Origin of the sequence: Streptomyces sp. NPDC048270 (assembly GCF_040652335.1) — a bacterium.
Lineage (GTDB): Bacteria > Actinomycetota > Actinomycetes > Streptomycetales > Streptomycetaceae > Streptomyces.
On the sequence record NZ_JBEZLV010000040.1, the window covers coordinates 1 to 16,500 of the forward strand.

Annotated in this window: 16 protein-coding genes; 13 read left to right on the plus strand and 3 right to left on the minus strand. The window is 71.8% G+C overall.

Annotation, left to right across the window (positions count from 1 at the left end; translation table 11 throughout):
* The first annotated feature begins 168 nt into the window (after window positions 1–168).
* The 8 genes from AB0D66_RS27940 (at window position 169) to AB0D66_RS27975 (ending at window position 6,811) form a co-directional block, all read left to right on the plus strand.
* Entirely contained in the window at window positions 169–822 is a 654-nt protein-coding gene (locus tag AB0D66_RS27940; protein ID WP_362309183.1) for an HAD family hydrolase, read from the plus strand.
* Window positions 823–865: 43 nt separating this feature from the next.
* Window positions 866–2,086, plus strand: coding sequence for an MFS transporter (locus AB0D66_RS27945; RefSeq protein ID WP_362309186.1), 1,221 nt, complete (start codon window positions 866–868; stop codon window positions 2,084–2,086).
* A complete protein-coding gene (locus AB0D66_RS27950; RefSeq protein ID WP_362309311.1) occupies window positions 2,058–3,206 on the plus strand; it encodes an acetoin utilization protein AcuC in 1,149 nt (382 codons plus the stop codon). The genes AB0D66_RS27945 and AB0D66_RS27950 overlap by 29 nt, the downstream gene beginning before the upstream one ends.
* 78 nt (window positions 3,207–3,284) lie before the next feature.
* Complete coding sequence (locus tag AB0D66_RS27955; RefSeq protein WP_362309190.1) at window positions 3,285–4,115, plus strand: phosphatase; 831 nt, start codon at window positions 3,285–3,287, stop codon at window positions 4,113–4,115.
* Between the two features lie 114 nt (window positions 4,116–4,229).
* Window positions 4,230–4,439 (plus strand): helix-turn-helix domain-containing protein, encoded by a 210-nt coding sequence (locus tag AB0D66_RS27960; protein WP_008738568.1) that lies wholly within the window; start codon window positions 4,230–4,232, stop codon window positions 4,437–4,439.
* A 121-nt stretch (window positions 4,440–4,560) separates the two neighbouring features.
* Window positions 4,561–4,659, plus strand: a complete 99-nt coding sequence (locus AB0D66_RS27965; protein ID WP_003948845.1) for an AURKAIP1/COX24 domain-containing protein — start codon at window positions 4,561–4,563, stop codon at window positions 4,657–4,659.
* Between the two features lie 95 nt (window positions 4,660–4,754).
* Window positions 4,755–5,831, plus strand: coding sequence for an NAD-dependent epimerase/dehydratase family protein (locus AB0D66_RS27970; RefSeq protein ID WP_362309194.1), 1,077 nt, complete (start codon window positions 4,755–4,757; stop codon window positions 5,829–5,831).
* Entirely contained in the window at window positions 5,831–6,811 is a 981-nt protein-coding gene (locus AB0D66_RS27975) for a lysophospholipid acyltransferase family protein (protein ID WP_362309197.1), read from the plus strand. Before AB0D66_RS27970 ends, AB0D66_RS27975 begins: the two co-directional genes overlap by 1 nt.
* Window positions 6,812–6,877: 66 nt before the next feature.
* Here the strand turns inward: AB0D66_RS27975 and AB0D66_RS27980 are convergent, their stop codons facing one another.
* The 3 genes from AB0D66_RS27980 to AB0D66_RS27990 form a co-directional block, all read right to left on the minus strand.
* Complete coding sequence (locus tag AB0D66_RS27980; RefSeq protein ID WP_362309200.1) at window positions 6,878–8,092, minus strand: DUF5667 domain-containing protein; 1,215 nt, start codon at window positions 8,090–8,092, stop codon at window positions 6,878–6,880.
* A gap of 236 nt (window positions 8,093–8,328) precedes the next feature.
* A complete protein-coding gene (locus AB0D66_RS27985; RefSeq protein WP_362309203.1) occupies window positions 8,329–9,144 on the minus strand; it encodes an ECF subfamily RNA polymerase sigma factor, BldN family in 816 nt (271 codons plus the stop codon).
* Between the two features lie 419 nt (window positions 9,145–9,563).
* Window positions 9,564–10,535, minus strand: a complete 972-nt coding sequence (locus AB0D66_RS27990) for an HAD-IB family hydrolase (RefSeq protein WP_362309207.1) — start codon at window positions 10,533–10,535, stop codon at window positions 9,564–9,566.
* Between the two features lie 80 nt (window positions 10,536–10,615).
* Here AB0D66_RS27990 and AB0D66_RS27995 point away from each other — a divergent pair, with 80 nt between their 5' ends.
* From AB0D66_RS27995 to AB0D66_RS28015, 5 genes are all read left to right on the plus strand, one after another.
* Window positions 10,616–10,894, plus strand: a complete 279-nt coding sequence (locus AB0D66_RS27995) for a glutaredoxin family protein (protein ID WP_362309210.1) — start codon at window positions 10,616–10,618, stop codon at window positions 10,892–10,894.
* Window positions 10,895–11,167: 273 nt separating this feature from the next.
* A complete protein-coding gene (locus AB0D66_RS28000) occupies window positions 11,168–11,977 on the plus strand; it encodes a redox-sensing transcriptional repressor Rex (RefSeq protein WP_362309213.1) in 810 nt (269 codons plus the stop codon).
* Window positions 11,974–13,764, plus strand: coding sequence for a glutamyl-tRNA reductase (locus AB0D66_RS28005; protein WP_362309216.1), 1,791 nt, complete (start codon window positions 11,974–11,976; stop codon window positions 13,762–13,764). The genes AB0D66_RS28000 and AB0D66_RS28005 overlap by 4 nt, the downstream gene beginning before the upstream one ends.
* On the plus strand, window positions 13,761–14,729 hold the full coding sequence (gene hemC / locus AB0D66_RS28010) for a hydroxymethylbilane synthase (protein ID WP_362309219.1): 969 nt from the start codon (window positions 13,761–13,763) through the stop codon (window positions 14,727–14,729). Before AB0D66_RS28005 ends, hemC begins: the two co-directional genes overlap by 4 nt.
* On the plus strand, window positions 14,726–16,393 hold the full coding sequence (locus tag AB0D66_RS28015) for a bifunctional uroporphyrinogen-III C-methyltransferase/uroporphyrinogen-III synthase (protein WP_361752531.1): 1,668 nt from the start codon (window positions 14,726–14,728) through the stop codon (window positions 16,391–16,393). Before hemC ends, AB0D66_RS28015 begins: the two co-directional genes overlap by 4 nt.
* Window positions 16,394–16,500 lie beyond the last annotated feature (107 nt).

Consider the following 16,500-nt stretch of genomic DNA (forward strand, 5'->3'; position numbering starts at 1 on the left):
GGGGGACCCTGTGGGAGAGTAGGACGCCGCCGAACAATCATTGCGGGAAGCCCCGCACCAGCCCTTTCGGGCTCGGTGCGGGGCTTTTCTGCGTTCGGCGCCAGAATCCGTCGTATGCCCGGCATGGGGTCCCGGTGGATCCGGGTTGACGGCTCGTAGGGTTGGGGGATGGGCTATGACCTCGTCATCTTCGACAACGACGGCGTACTGGTGGACAGTGAGCCGCTCGCCAACACCATCCTCGCCGGATACCTGAGCGAGCTCGGGCACCCCACCTCGTACGAGGACTCGCTGCGCGACTACATGGGTTCCGCCGTGCACCGCGTGCACGACCTCGTGCTCGAGCGGACGGGGCAGCGGCTGCCGGATGACTTCGACGAGACGCTGCACACGCGGACCGTCGCCGGGTTCGAGCGGGAGCTGCGGCCGGTGCCCGGAGTGGAAGAGGTGCTCGGGGAGCTGACCGCGCACGGGATCGGGTACTGCCTGGCCTCCTCCGGAAGTCACGACCGGATCCGGGTCGGTCACCGGGTGGCCGGGCTCGACGGGTGGTTCGAGGAGGAGTGGATCTTCAGCTCCCAGGACGTGGGCCAGGGGAAGCCGGCGCCGGACCTCTTCCTGCACGCGGCCCGTGCCATGGGCGTGGAGCCCTCGCGCTGCGTCGTCGTCGAGGACAGCCCGCTGGGCATCCAGGCGGCCGCGGCCGCGGGGATGGACGTGTTCGCGTTCACGGCGATGCTGCCCGCCGAGCGGCTGCCCGGGGCCACCGCGTACTTCGGGGACATGAAGCAACTGCCGGGGCTCCTGCAACTGCCCGTGTGATCGCTCTACCCACCGGTAGCCCCGGGGCCTACGCTGACCCGCCATGACGGTTGATGTGCGGCTGCGGCGCGGCCGCAGTGCCCTCGGGCTCAGCTTCTTCGCGCAGGGTGTCGCCTTTGCGCTGCTCGTGACCCGGATCCCGGCCATCCAGGACCGGTACGGGATATCCGACGGGCTGCTGCCCGCCTTCCTGGCCGCCGTGCCGGTTCTCGCCGGGGTCGCGAGCGTGGCCACCGAGCACCTGGTCAAGCGGGTGGCACCCAGCACCGTGCTGAGGTGGGCGCAGCCCCTGGTGCTGCTGGGGCTGCTCGGCGTCGGAGCCGGCAGCCGGATGTGGCACGTGGCGGTGGCCCTGGGGGTGTTCGGGCTGGCGGTGGGGGCGCTGGACGCCTCGATGAACATGCTCGGGGTCAGCCTGCAGCGGGAGTACGGGCGCAGCATCATGCTGGGCTTCCACGCCTCCTACAGTCTCGGGGGGATCCTCGGCGCGTCGGCCGCGTGGGCCGGGGCGCACTGGCATCTGGACCTGTTCCTGAGCTACCTGCCGGCCGTGGCGGTGCTGGTGCCGCTGGTCCTGCTGGGCAGCCGGAGCTACGTCGACGCGCCCTTCGAGGAGGTCCGGGAGAAGGGGCTCGGTGCCGGCGGCGGCAAGCTGCTGCTGCCGCTGTGCCTGGTGATGGCGTGCGCGTACATCGGGGACTCGACGGTGGCGAACTGGAGTGCCAAGTACCTGCAGGACGTGCTCGGGAGCTCCGAGCAGCTGGCGACCGTCCCCTACAACGTCTACATGGTCACCACCCTGATCGGACGGGCCGTGGGCGACCTGGGCGTGCGGCGCTTCGGGGCCGCGGCCGTGGTGCGGGGCGGGACGGTGGTCGCGGCCGGCGGGTTCGCCGTCGTGGCGGCGGCGCCGGGGCCCTGGGTGGGGATGCTGGGCTTCACGATGCTCGGGCTCGGGCTGTGCGTGATCGTGCCGCAGACCTTCGCGGCCGCCGGGAGGCTGTTCCCCGGCAACTCGGACACGGCGATAGCGCGGCTGAACATCTTCAACTACGTCGGCTTCCTGGTCGGCTCGCCGCTCGTGGGCGGGATCGGGGACGCGTGGAGCTACCGGGGCGCCATGCTCGTGCCGATGGTCCTGGTGCTGATCACGCTCTTCTACGCCCGCTCGTTCGGACCGGGGGAGGCCCGATACGGTGTCGGGCATGAGCGGCGAGCCGGTGACCGGGCTGTTGATGTGGGACGAGGCGGTAACGGAGTATGACTTCGGGCCCGGCCATCCGATGGATCCGGTGCGCCTGGCGCTGACCATGGGCCTGGTGCGCGCCTTCGGGCTCGACCGGGCCATGGAGGTACGGGCGGCCAGCGCGGCCGGGGAGTCGACGCTGAGGCTCGTGCACCGGGAGGACTACGTCGCCGCGGTGCGGGAGGTGTCCGCCGATCCCGGGGTCGCCGACGGCTCGTACGGGCTGGGGACCATGGACGATCCGGCGTTCCACGGGATGCACGAGGCGTCCGCGCTGATCGCCGGGCAGTCCGTGGCGGGCGCGGAAGCGGTCTGGCGGGGCGAGGCCGAGCACGCGGTGAACTTCGCGGGCGGGCTGCACCACGCCATGCCGGGCGGGGCGGCGGGCTTCTGCGTGTACAACGACGCGGCGCTGGCCGTCGCGCGGCTGTTGGAGCTGGGGGCCGAGCGGGTCGCCTACGTGGATGTGGACGTGCACCACGGGGACGGTGTGCAGGCGGCCTTCTGGGACGACCCGCGGGTGCTGACGGTCTCCCTGCACGAGCATCCGCGGACCCTGTTCCCGCAGACCGGCTGGCCGGAGGAGACCGGCGGTGCCGAGGCCGAGGGTTCGGCGGTGAACGTGGCGCTGCCGGCCGGGACCGGGGACGCGGGATGGCTGCGGGCCTTCCACGCAGTCGTGCCGGAGCTGCTGGCGGACTTCCGGCCGCAGGTGCTGGTGACCCAGCACGGGGCGGACACGCACTTCGAGGACCCGCTGGCCCATCTGGCGGTTTCCCTGGACGCGCAGCGGGCCGTACAGGAGGCCTGCCACCGGCTGGCGCACGAGTACGCGGACGGGCGGTGGCTGGCGCTCGGCGGCGGCGGGTACGCGGTGGTGGACGTCGTACCGCGGTCGTGGACGCACCTGGTGGCGATCGCGGCGCACCGGCCGATCGACCCGGCGGCGGCGGTTCCGGCCTCGTGGCGGGACGAGGTGTACGCGCGGACGCGACAGTTGGCGCCGGCCCGGATGACGGACGGGCGTGACGTGGAGTGGCGGGATTGGGACGCCGGCTACGACCCGGCGGACCGCACGGATCAGGCCGTCCTCGCCACCCGGCGGGCCGTCTTCCCGCTGCGGGGCATGCTGACCTGATGATGCATCGTTACGCCAACTGTGGGGCGGTTCTCCGGAATTGATGATCCGCCAGGTGTGGTGGGGCAGCATCGGAGGGTGTTGAGCTCCGGCGCGCTGCGTGCGCATCTGCTGGCCGCCCGGTTGGCCGGGCCCGTCGCGACGTCCCGGGAGGAGAGCCTGCGCAGTTACCGGCTGTTCGCGGCGGGCGATCCGCGGGTGCTGCTCGGGCTGGATCCGGAGTGGTCGTGGGGCGAGGGTGACCTGCTGAGGCTGATGGCGGACAAGTGCGGTGTCTCGGCGGACCCGGCGCACGTCAGCGGGCCGGACGTGATCGATCCGGAGCGGACGATGGCGGCGCTGGAGGCCTTCGCGGGGCGGCTGCGGGCGGCGGCCGGCGCGCGCTCGCCGGTGCTGTTCGGGACGGGGCATCCGCACCGGCTCCTGGGCTTCTACGCCGGGTTGGCCGAGGCGATGTCGGCGGCGGGCTGTGTTGTCCTCACTCCGGCGCAGGGGGTGAGTGTCGACATGGCGACCCGGTTCGGCGTACGCACGTACAGCATCGATTACGTACGGGGGGTCGCACTGGTGCGGGAGCCCGGCGTGCGGTCGCCGGGGAATGCCACCGGCGCGCACTCCCATTCGCCGCTGCCGGTGCGGCTCGCGCTGGGGGCCTTGGCGGAGGCCGGAGGGCCGTTGCCGGAGTTGGTCGTGGGGGACCACGGTTGGGTCTGCGGTGCTGGTCAGCTGGGTGTGGAGGCGATCGGGCTGGCGGATACGGACGATCCGGCGCTGTTCGTCGGCGAGGCCGAGGGGCGGGTCGCGGTGGCCGTTCCGATCGATGACGCGGTGCGTGCGGACTACTACCGGCCGCTTACTCGCTATGTGCTCAATCGGGCCAGTCTGTCGGGGTGGCAGGAGTGGCTGTAGCTCCTCTTCCCCACTCGTATCACGCGCCCCTACTCTGGGGAGTGAGCGTGCGACGACGAGGAGTAACCGGAGGGGAAGCCGGTGCCCGTCATGCGCGGAAGGTCAAGGTGTGTCATGGCTGCTGGCGAGAGGCCTCTCAGCGAGGTTCAGTTCCTGACCGTGGCGGAGGTTGCCTCGGTGATGCGAGTGTCGAAGATGACCGTGTACCGCCTGGTGCACAACGGTCATCTGCCCGCAATCCGGGTGGGCCGGTCCTTCCGGGTCCCCGAAAACGCGGTTCACGAGTACCTCCGAGAGTCCTATGTGGGGGTGGAGTCGGCCTGAGACTGACCTCGGCATGCCCTCGGATTACAAGCTCAGAGCTCGGGACGGTAGGCTAGGCCGACGTAGGTCGTGTGGGCCCCGACGCCCCGCACCGAATGAAGAGAAGTGAGCGAGGGTAGTCGTGGGCTCTGTTATCAAGAAGCGGCGCAAGCGGATGGCTAAGAAGAAGCACCGCAAGCTGCTCAAGCGCACCCGCGTCCAGCGCCGTAACAAGAAGTAAACGGCAGCTGTACGTGTTCTCCGCAGCCCCTCCACCATTCTGGTGGAGGGGCTGCGGTGCAGCCGGGGGACTTCTTCGAGGGAGGCGCTGAGCTCGTGGGGAAGGTCGTACTGGTCACCGGGGCTGCCCGGCAGCTGGGGGGCCGCTTCGTGCGCCGCATCCAGCGCGACCCGGATGTCGAGCGGGTGATCGCGGTCGACGCGGTGACCCCGCCGCACCGGCTCGGATCGGCCGAGTTCGTCCGTACGGACATCAGGCAGTCGGCGATCGCCCGCGTGCTGGCCGAGCACGCCGTGGACACGGTGGTCCACCTGGCGGTCACCGGAGGCAGTGTGGGGACCGGCGGGGCGCACAGCACCGTCAAGGAAACGAACGTCATCGGGACGATGCAGCTCCTCGGGGCCTGCCAGAAGTCCCCGACGGTACGGCGGCTCGTGGTGAAATCCAGTACCAGTGTGTACGGCGGCACCTCGCGGGATCCGGCCGTCTTCACCGAGACCACGCAGCCGAAGTCGCTGCCGGCGGGCGGGTTCGCCAAGGACGCCGCCGAGGTCGAGGGGTACGTACGGGGCTTCGCGCGCCGGCGGCCGGACGTGGCGGTGTGCGTGCTGCGGTTCGCGAACATCCTGGGCCCCTTCGCCGATTCGGCGCTCGCCGAGTACTTCTCGATCCCCGTGATGCCGACCGTGCTGGGCTATGACCCGCGGTTGCAGTTCGTCCACGAGGACGACGTGCTGGACGTGCTGCGGCTGGCGGCGAAGGAGCCGCGGCGGGGGACGCTGAACAGCGGCACCTTCAACATCGCGGGCGACGGCGTACTGCTGCTGTCGCAGTGCTCGCGGCGGCTGGGGCGGCCCACGCTGCCGCTGCTGCTGCCCGCCGTGACGTGGGTGGGGTCGGCGCTGCGGGCGGTGGGAATCACCGACTTCTCCCCGGAGCAGATAAGGCTCCTCACGCACGGCCGGGTCGTGGAGACCTCGCAGATGCGGGACGTGCTCGGCTTCGAGCCGGTGTACACGACCGCCGAGACCTTCGCGGACTTCGCGCGGAGCCGCGGGGGCGGGCTGCTGCCTCCGGAGCGGGCGGCACGGGCCGTGGACCGGATGGCGGCCGTGCTGAAGGTGGACGGGCTGGATGTCGACGTGGACGCGGTTGAAGGAGCGAAGCGATAGTGGCGGACGCCAAGGTCATTCCGTTCGACGAGGACCGGCCGCGCCGGCGGGCGCCCCGCAGGGTGCGGGCGGTGTCCGCTCCCGAGCCGGAGACCGAGCCCACTGCGCCCGCCGAGGCGGCGGAGCCGGCGCCCGCGGGCGGTGGTCTGGAGCGGCGGATCGCCGGCGGGCTGGCCTTCCTTCGGCGGCGGGTCACCGGGGAGTACGACGTCGACGAGTTCGGCTACGACAAGGAGCTGACGGACCAGGTCCTGATGTCCCTGATGCGGCCGTTGTTCGACAAGTACTTCCGGGTCGAGGTCAAGGGCATCGAGAACATCCCGGCGCAGGGCGGTGCGCTGATCGTGGCGAACCACTCGGGGACGCTGCCGCTGGACGGGCTGATGCTGCAGGTGGCCGTGCACGACCGGCACCCGGCGCAGCGGCACCTGCGGCTGCTCGCGGCGGATCTGGTGTTCATGCTGCCGGTGGTCAACGAGCTGGCCCGCAAGGCCGGCCACACGCTGGCCTGTGCGGAGGACGCCCAACGGCTGCTGGAGGCCGGGGAGCTGGTCGGGGTGATGCCCGAGGGCTTCAAGGGGATAGGGAAGCCGTTCGGGGACCGGTACAAGCTGCAGCGCTTCGGGCGGGGCGGGTTCGTGTCGACGGCGCTGCGTGCGGGGACGCCGATCGTGCCGTGCTCGATCGTGGGGGCCGAGGAGATCTACCCGATGGTCGGCAACGCGAAGACGCTGGCGCGGCTGCTGGGGATCCCGTACTTCCCGATCACACCGACGTTCCCCTGGCTGGGGCCGCTCGGGGCGGTGCCGTTGCCGACGAAGTGGACGATCCAGTTCGGCGAGCCGATCCCGACCGCGGGGTACGCGGCGGAGGCGGCCGACGATCCGATGCTGATGTTCAACCTGACGGACCAGGTGCGGGAGCAGATCCAGCACACGCTGTACAAGCTGCTGGTGCAGCGCAGGTCCGTCTTTTTCTGACCCTTGGGCGCGGCTGAACGGCGCGGGGCGGGGCTGCTGATCGCAGTCCCGCCCCGCGCCCTTCCGCTATTCCGCGTCCTCCGCGTCGATGCCCAGGCCCGGCAGGAGGCCGGGGAGCAGGGGCGGGAGGGTGATGTCGGGCCTGGGCTGTTCCGCGGCGCCCGGGGAGGGCGGCGCGGACTGGCCCGCGGGCGGGTTCAGCAGGTCGCCCGTGCCGCCCAGGAGGCCGCCGCCCGGGGTCGCGGGCTTGCTGCTGCTGCCCGAGGGGGTCGGCGCGGGGCTGCTGCCCGACGGGGTGCCGGCGGCCGGCGCGGACTGCTGCTTGCCGCTCGGGGTGCCCGGCTTGGCCGGGGTGCCGGAGGAGCCGGAGCCGCGGGTCTGCTCGGGTGGCTTGGGGAGCAGGCCCTGCAGCGGCGCCACGTCTTCGTCTATGGCCTGGAAGACCGACTCCACTTCGCCTCCCACGTCCGTGAGCTGCGCGGGGAGCTTCTCCTTCAGCTTGCCCCAGGCGTCCCGGTGGGAGCGGGAGAACGAGGACAGCGCCTGGATCGGGCCGAGCTCGCCGTTGCGTTCGTACGCCGCCTGGAGGAGCCGGTGGCCCTCTTCCGCGTCGTGCTTCACCCCCGCCAGTGCCCGCCGGATCTCGCCCAGGACCTCGTGGTCCAGCACGCTTCCGCCCCGGCCGCGCTCCATCAGCCTGCGGGCCTCCGAGAGGCGGTTCGAGGCCTGGTCGAGATAGAGCTCGCCCCGGTCCGAATCGCCGTCGGCCATCCCGAGCTTCAGGTCCTCCATGCCCCGCTTCACGGGATAGAGGTGGTCACCCGGCAGGGCGTCGGAACTGGCAGCGGCCACACCGCTGAAGGCCCCCGCGGCCACACCTACGGTGAGGCCGCCTGCTGCGATGCCCTTGGACCAGCGGGAGCGGGGCCGCATTTTCCGGAGCGAGGTCGCCCGGTGGGCGCCGCGGCCGGTCCGCTGTTCGGGCACCTGAGGGTCCGAGGCGGCACCGCCCCCGGCCCTCTCCTCCAGCACCATGGCCTCCATGGCGGCAACGAGCTGGGCTCGCTGCACCACTTTGACCTCTGGGTCCAGCACTGGGCGCGGCATTCGTTCGCCGAGCACGCTCGCCAGGGCCAACAGCCGGTCGTGGTCGGCAGGTTCGGCAGGTGCCTCGGACTGCTCGGCCGCCGGGTCCGGTTCCGAAAGGTCGGACGGGGTCCGATCCTCCAGGGCCTGGGCGAAGGCGTTCGCCCGCCGGTGCGGAGTCACGTTCGCGATCACTGGCGGCACCTCCTCTCGTCATGACGATCGACTCCCCAGGGTGTCCGGAAGGTTGCCTTCCTTGAGCACATCCACACTTTCGAGTGAGCGGCTTCGGTCAGGGCGTGTCCACAGGGGGTCTGCATTCCGCACAACGAGCGTCGCGGCACTTGGGTTACGGACGAAGGATGATCGGACCACAGCGTCATCGAGGGGTCACCGGATGTATGTGAGTTCGTGTTGTTGTGTGAAGGGGATCAGCGGGCGTCGTCCGGGAGGAGGCGCGCCAGCGTGCGCACCGCCCGGTACTGGAGCGTTTTGATGGCTCCCTCGTTCTTCCCCATGACCCGGGCCGTCTCGGCGACCGACAGGCCTTGCAGGAAGCGCAGGGTCACGCACTCCTGCTGCTGCGGATTGAGTTTCCGTACGGCCTCCAGCAGGGCCGCGTTGGAGAGGGACTCCAGGACGGAGTCCTCGGGACTGCGCTCGACCTCGTTGGCGTCGAGCATCTCGCCGGTGGTGACCTCCAGCCGGAAGCGGCTGGACTTGAAGTGGTCGGCCACCAGGTTGCGGGCGATCGTCACGAGCCAGGCGCCGAAGTCGCGGCCCTGCCAGGTGAAGGTGGAGATCCTGCGCAGGGCGCGCAGGAAGGTCTCGCTGGTGAGGTCCTCCGCCGTCGCCTTCCCGCCGACGCGGTAGTAGATGTAGCGGTAGACCGTGTCGCTGTACTGGTCGTAGAGGCGGCCGAAGGCCTCGGCCTCCCCGGCCTGGGCGCGTTCGACCAGGTCCATCATGCGGGCCTGGTCGCTGTCCGCGGTGGGGCGGCGGGGGGTGGTCTGGGTGCTCGCGCCGGCGGTGCCGTTCGAGCCCCCGGCCGCGCGGCCTCGTCTGCCCACCGTCGCTCCGCCGTCGGTCAGGGCATAGCAAGGACCGGCCGGGCCGAGGCCGGCAGGGACCGCGGCGGCGAAGGCGGGGACGGCGTACGCGGTGGGGACGAAGCCGCGCAGGTGGTCGAGGACCGTTGCGCGCAGCGTAGCCAGGCCCGAGGCGTCAACCCCGACAGGTGGGTACACGGGACTCCCAGAGGCAGAGCTTCCATCACGTGCAGTGCGGGACCGTTCACCCGTCGTGGCGACAGATGGCCGGTGGCATGCGTTTGAGGAGAATAACGCTTCGTACAGGCAGCGCTACACCCAGTTGCACAAATCACCGGTTCCGACACTTCCGTTGCGTGTCGAGGGCATATTCAGTCGCAGTTGGTGATCGGTTGGTGATCACTTGGGTGCGCGGAATGGACGCTTCCATGGGGGCTCGCGACCGAGTCGGGCAGGTCGGAGTGCCGGGTCCGGTCCGGGGGTAGGGCTGGGGGAATGCCCGGTCGGCCGCGGGCCGGAGCGGGAAGGGCGTGCGGGCGGCGGGGGCTGTGGCGCCGGCACCGGTGCGGGCCCTGGACCGGTGCGGGTTCCGGCCCGGGCGGCGGGCCGGCGCGCCGCTACCTCCGGCGGCGGTGCAGGGCGATGGCGGCGGCCGCGCCGCCTGCGATCGCGCCGACTCCGGCGGCCGCCGGGACGCCGACCTTCACGGCCTTGCGGCCGGTCCGATAGTCGCGCAGCCGCCAGTCGTTGGTGCGGGCATGCTTGCGCAGTTTTGTGTCGGGATTGATCGCGTACGGATGCCCGACCAGCGACAGCATCGGGATGTCGTTGTGCGAATCGCTGTAGGCGGCGCAGCGTTCGAGGTCGAGGCCCTCGGCGGAGGCCAGGGCGCGGACCGCCTCCGCCTTGGCGGGGCCGTGCAGGGGCTCGCCGACCAGGCGGCCGGTGTAGATCCCGTCGACCGACTCGGCGACCGTGCCCAGCGCGCCGGTCAGGCCGAGCCGGCGGGCGATGATCGTGGCCGTCTCGACGGGCGCGGCGGTGACCAGCCACACCTTCTGGCCGGCGTCGAGGTGCGCCTGGGCCAGGGCGCGGGTGCCCGGCCAGATCCGCTCGGCCATGTACTCGTCGTAGATCTCCTCGCCGATGGCCATCAGTTCGGAGACCTTGTGGCCCTTGACGATGGACAGGGCGCTGTCGCGGGCGTCCTGCATGTGCTCGGGGTCCTCGACGCCCGCGAGCCGGAACCAGGCCTGCTGCCAGGCGAAGCGGGCGAGCTCGCGGCGGCGGAAGAACTCGCGCTTGTACAGGCCGCGGCCGAAGTGGAAGATCGCGGCGCCCTGCATGACGGTGTTGTCGAGGTCGAAGAAGGCGGCGGCGAGGTCGTCGCCCGCGACGGGGAACTCCGCCTCCTCCCCTTCTTCCAGGAGGACGTCGAAGTCGGTGTCGAGGTCGAGGTCGGGTTCCGTGACGTGCGGGGCTTCGGCCAGCGCGGTCTTCCGGGCGGCCTCGGCCGAGGCCTCGCCTGCCAGCACGCTCCGCGCGCTTGCGGAGTGTCTACGGGGGGTGAGCCATCCGAGAGCGGCCATGCGGCGAGCATAGCCACTGTGTTCGGGAGTTCTCGAACCGATGGGAAACGGAGGCGTTAACACTTCGGGAGAATGGGGCCATGAGCCCTTTGTTGCGACGCAAGGAGAAGAAGCGTCCGGCCGACCGGCTGGTGACGCTGATCGGGAAGCCGGGGTGCCACCTGTGCGACGACGCACAGGAGGTCGTCGAGAAGATCTGCGCGGAGACCGGTGCGCGGTGGGAGAAGAAGGACATCTCGCAGGACGAGGAGCTCTACCGGCTGTACTGGGAGCAGATTCCGGTGGTGCTGGTGGACGGCGAGCAGCACACCTTCTGGAGGGTGAACCCGGACCGGCTGCGGCGGGCATTGGAGGGCTGACCCTCATCCCGGTTACCATCATGGGCGATTTGTGGGGTCTCGGGGGCGTATCTGTGAGGAGTGTGTACGGTTTTGCCCCCCTTGGGATTTGAACGGGTTCGGCGTGCCGTTGGTTCCGCTCTTCCATGCCGATGGCGCGTGACCCCGGTCACTTTGGTCGGACAAATTGGACACAATCTTTGTGCACGCGTTCACAAAGGCATAGCCTGCTGTCGACGGGGCGGTCCTGGGACAAGTGGCCGCCTGCAGCCCCGCTCATCCCGCAGGAGCATCGTGGCAACTGGCCGAACTCACCGACCGGCGACCCGCAGCCGAGGTATTCCCGAGGCCACTGTCGCCCGGCTTCCGCTGTACTTGCGCGCCCTCACCGCGCTCTCCGAGCGATCGGTGCCCACGGTGTCCTCCGAGGAGCTCGCGGCCGCGGCCGGAGTCAACTCCGCGAAGCTGCGCAAGGACTTCTCGTACCTGGGGTCCTACGGCACGCGCGGCGTGGGCTACGACGTGGAATACCTCGTCTACCAGATCTCCCGTGAACTCGGGCTCACCCAGGACTGGCCGGTCGTCATCGTCGGCATCGGCAACCTGGGCGCGGCCCTCGCCAATTACGGCGGGTTCGCCTCCCGCGGCTTCCGCGTCGCCGCGCTGATCGACGCCGACCCCGCGATGGCCGGCAAGCCGGTGGCCGGGATCCCCGTCCAGCACACCGATGAGCTGGAGAAGATCATCGAGGAGAACGGGGTCTCGATCGGCGTCATCGCGACGCCGGCCGGTGCGGCGCAGCAGGTCAGCGAGCGGCTGATCGCCGCCGGTGTCACCTCCATCCTGAACTTCGCCCCGACCGTGCTCTCCGTGCCCGACGGCGTGGACGTGCGCAAGGTGGACCTCTCGATCGAGCTTCAGATCCTCGCGTTCCACGAGCAGCGCAAGGCCGGCGAGGAAGCAGCCGCCGCGGCTGCCGAGGGCGGCTCCTCCACGGGTGGCGCCGCCCCCGCCGCGGCCGTGGTGCCGCCGGCCGGCCGCGCCGCCGCCGAGGCGCGCAAGGGTGGGCCCGAGGGCGACGTGCCGGCGGTGATGCCGGCATGAGTCTGCTCGTCGTAGGGCTGAGCCACCGCAGCGCGCCCGTGAGCGTGCTGGAGCGTGCCTCGCTGTCCGCGGACGCCAAGGTCAAGCTGCTGCACGACACCCTCGCCGCCGAGCCGGCGACGGAGGCCGCGGTGCTCGCCACGTGCAACCGCATCGAGCTGTACGCGGACGTGGACAAGTTCCACGCCGGTGTCGCCGAGCTGTCCACGCTGCTGGCACAGCACAGCGGGGTGGCTCTGGAAGAGCTCACTCCGTACCTGTACGTGCACTACGAGGACCGGGCGGTGCACCACCTGTTCTCGGTGGCGTGCGGGCTGGACTCGATGGTCGTGGGCGAGGGGCAGATCCTCGGCCAGATCAAGGACGCGCTGGCGCTGGGGCAGGAGCTGCACACCGCCGGGCGGCTGATCAACGACTTGTTCCAGCAGGCGCTGCGGGTCGGCAAGCGGGCGCACTCCGAGACCGGGATCGACCGGGCCGGGCAGTCGCTGGTCACCTTCGGGCTCGAGCAGCTCGCGGTGCACCTCCCGGTGGGGGAGTGGGCCGCCGGGAAGCGGGCGCTGGTGATCGGCGCCGGGTCGATGTCCTCGCTGGCCGCGGCCACGCTGGCGCGGGTCGGCGTCGCCGAGATCGTGGTCGCCAACCGGACCGCCGAGCGGGCGGAGCGGCTGGCCGAGATTCTGGTTGCCTCGGGCACCGGGGTGAAGGCGGCCGCGGTGCCGATGGCTCTGGTCGCGGATGAGCTGACACGAGTCGACCTGGTCGTCTCGTGCACGGGTGCGACGGGGCTCGTGCTGACCGCCGACGATGTGCTCGCCGCCGTGTCCCGGGGCTCCGCCCCGGACCCCGCGCCTCAAACGCCGGCGGGGCTGGATTCGGCTGACGCCGCCGCTGGCGCGCGGGGTGTGCCGGTGGGGCTGGGTTCGGCTGACGCCGCCGTTCCCGCGCCGGGCGTGCCGGCGGGGCTGGATTCGGCTGACGCCGGCGCTGGCGCGCGGGGCGTGCCGGCGGGGCTCGATCGCGCGGTGGTGGCGCGGCTCGCCGCTGCCGCTCAGGGCGGCGGCCGGCTCACCGATGCCGGGGCCGCGCGGACCATCAGCGCCGTCGAACCCGACGGGTGCCCCGTGGGGCCCGACGGGCGGGCCGCGCTGGCCGGGGTCGACGCCGGCTCGCTCGAGCTGCACGGGACCTGGGCCGACCAGGGCGAGGCCACCGCGCAGCGCCAGCCCCGGCGCAGTACCCGTACGCAGGCCGACGGCGCGAGCGGCGCCCGGCTGGCGCTGCTGGACCTGGCCATGCCCCGGGACATCGACGCCGCCGTGCACCGGATCCCCGGGGTGCGGCTGGTCGACATCGAGAGCCTCGCCGAGGCGTCCGCGGACGCCCCGATGGCCGCCGACGTCGACGCCGTGCGCACGATAGTCGCCGGTGAGGTGGCGGCCTTCGGCGCGGCCCAGCGGGCCGCGCACATCACGCCCACCGTCGTCGCCCTGCGCGCCATGGCCGCCGAGGTCGTGGCCATGGAAGTGGCGCGGCTCGACGGGCGGGTGCCCGATCTCGACGAACGGCAGCGGGCCGAGGTCACCCAGACCGTGCGCCGTGTCGTCGACAAGCTCCTGCACGCGCCGACCGTGCGCGTGAAGCAGCTCGCGAGCGAGCCCGGCGGCGCCGGGTACGCCGAGGCGCTGCGCGAACTCTTCGACCTCGACCCCCAGACGGTGGCTTCCGTCAGCCGGGCAGACGCGGCCGATCCCCTGAACGACGACGACCCAGGACGGGCATCATGAACACACGTCCCGACCAGCCGCTGCGGCTCGGTACGCGGCGGAGCAAGCTGGCCATGTCCCAGTCGGGCCACGTCGCCGAGGCGGTACGGGCGATCACCGGCCGGCCCGTCGAGCTCGTGGAGATCACGACGTACGGCGACGTCTCGCGCGAGCACCTCGCGCAGATCGGCGGGACCGGCGTGTTCGTCACGGCCCTGCGCGACGCGCTGCTGCGCCGCGAGGTCGACTTCGCCGTGCACTCGCTGAAGGACCTGCCGACCGCGCAGCCCGACGACCTCGTGATCGCGGCCATGCCGCTGCGCGAGGACGCGCGGGACGCGCTCGTCGCCCGGGACGGCCTGACCTTCGAGCAGCTGCCCGACGGGGCGCGGATCGGCACCGGTTCGCCGCGGCGGACCGCCCAGCTGAACCACTACGCCCGCTCGCTCGGCAAGCGCATCGAGACCGTGCCGATCCGCGGGAACGTCGACACCCGCATCGGATTCGTACGGGACGGGGAGCTCGACGCCGTCGTGCTCGCCGCCGCCGGCCTGAACCGGATCGGGCGCAGCGACGAGGCCACCGACCTGCTGTCGGTCGACCACGTGCTGCCCGCTCCCGGCCAGGGGGCCCTGGCCGTGGAGTGCCTCGCGTCCGACGCGGACCTCATCGCCGCGCTCGGTGAACTCGACGACCCGCACACCCGGGCCGCCGTGACCGCCGAGCGTTCCCTGCTCGCCGCCCTGGAGGCCGGCTGCAGCGCACCCGTGGGCGCGTTCGCCGACCTTCTGGCCGACGGACAGACTGTCAATGAAATGCGCCTGCGCGGCGTCGTCGGAACCCTCGACGGCTCGACGCTGGTGCAGCTGTCCACCACCGGTCCCGTGCCCCAGTCGTACGACGAGGCCATGTCTCTCGGCCGCGAACTCGCGGACGAGATGCTGGCCAAGGGCGCGGCCGGTCTGATGGGGGAGCGATCGCTTTGAACCCCTCAAGTCCGACCACCTCCGCTTTTCCGGCACTCGCCGCCCACGGACACGTCACCTTCCTCGGTGCCGGCCCCGGCGACCCGGGTCTGCTGACGCTGCGCGCCGTCGAGGCACTCGCCGCCGCGGACGTACTGATCGCGGAGCCCGAGGTGCTCGACGTCGTACGGACGCATGCGCGCGCGGGTGTCGACACGCCGCAGCTGACGATCGCTGACGAAGTGTCAGCGGCCGCCGGGGTCCCGGTGATCCGCGACGCCGCCAATCTTGTCATGGAGGCCGCACGGTCCGGCAGGCGGGTCGTGCGTGCCGTCACCGGCGACCCCGGTCTCGACGGCAACGCGGCCGAGGAGATGCTCGTCTGCGCCACCGCCGGCATCCCCTTCGAGGTGGTGCCGGGCGTCGCGACCGCCGTCGGCGTGCCCGCGTACGCCGGTGTGCCGCTCAGTGACAAGCAGGGCGCGGACGTGCGGTTCGTGGACGCGAAGAACGCGTCGGCGCGCTGCTGGAGCGAGGTGGGGGCGAGCGACGGCATCCTCGTCGTCTCCGCGACCCTGGAGACCGTGTCGAGTGCCGCCGCCGAGCTGGTGGGCGCCGGGCGCAAGCCCGACACCCCGCTGACGGTGACCGTCGCCGGCACGACCACGCGCCAGCGGACCTGGTCCGCGACGCTGGGCACCATCGCCCAGGTGTTCAAGCAGGGCAAGGTGCTCCCCTCGCCCGAGGGCGCCCGGCCGGTCATAGCCGTGGTCGGTGAGCACAGCGCCGCCGCGCGGCGCGAGGAGCTGGCCTGGTTCGAGTCGAAGCCGCTGTTCGGCTGGCGGGTGCTCGTACCGCGCACGAAGGAGCAGGCCGCCTCGCTCTCCGACCAGCTGCGTTCGTACGGCGCGGTGCCGCACGAGGTGCCGACGATCGCCGTGGAGCCGCCGCGGACCCCGCAGCAGATGGAGCGGGCCGTGAAGGGCCTGGTGACGGGCCGCTACGAGTGGATCGCCTTTACCTCGGTCAACGCCGTGAAGGCGGTGCGCGAGAAGTTCGAGGAGTACGGGCTCGACGCGCGGGCCTTCGCGGGGATCAAGGTCGCCGCGGTGGGCGAGCAGACCGCTGCCGCGCTGGTGGAGTTCGGTGTGAAGCCGGACCTGGTGCCGAGCGGGGAGCAGTCCGCGGCCGGGCTGCTGGAGGACTGGCCTCCGTACGACCCGGTCTTCGACCCGATCGACCGGGTGTTCCTGCCGCGGGCCGACATCGCGACCGAGACGCTGGTCGCCGGGCTGATCGAGCTCGGCTGGGAGGTCGACGACGTCACCGCCTACCGCACGGTGCGCGCCTCGCCGCCGCCGGCGGACACGCGTGAGGCGATCAAGGGCGGCGGTTTCGACGCCGTGCTCTTCACGTCCTCGTCCACGGTCCGCAACCTGGTCGGGATCGCGGGCAAGCCGCACAACGTGACCGTCATCGCGTGTATCGGGCCGGCGACGGCCAAGACCGCGGAGGAGCACGGGCTGCGCGTGGACGTGCTGTCGCCGGAGCCGTCGGTGTCGAAGCTGGCGGAGGCGCTGGCCGAGTACGGCGCGGCGCGCCGCGAGGCGGCCAAGGAGGCCGGCGAGACGGTGTTCCGGCCGAGCGAGCGGAGGCCGGGGGCGCGGCGTCGTCGTACGACGTGAGCGGCTTAGCGCAGGAGGAGGGAAGGGCCCGGGTGCGGTGCGCACCCGGGCCCTTCCGTGTGTGATCCACGTCGCACCGGGCCCTTCGGCCCGTTTGGGACCGCCGT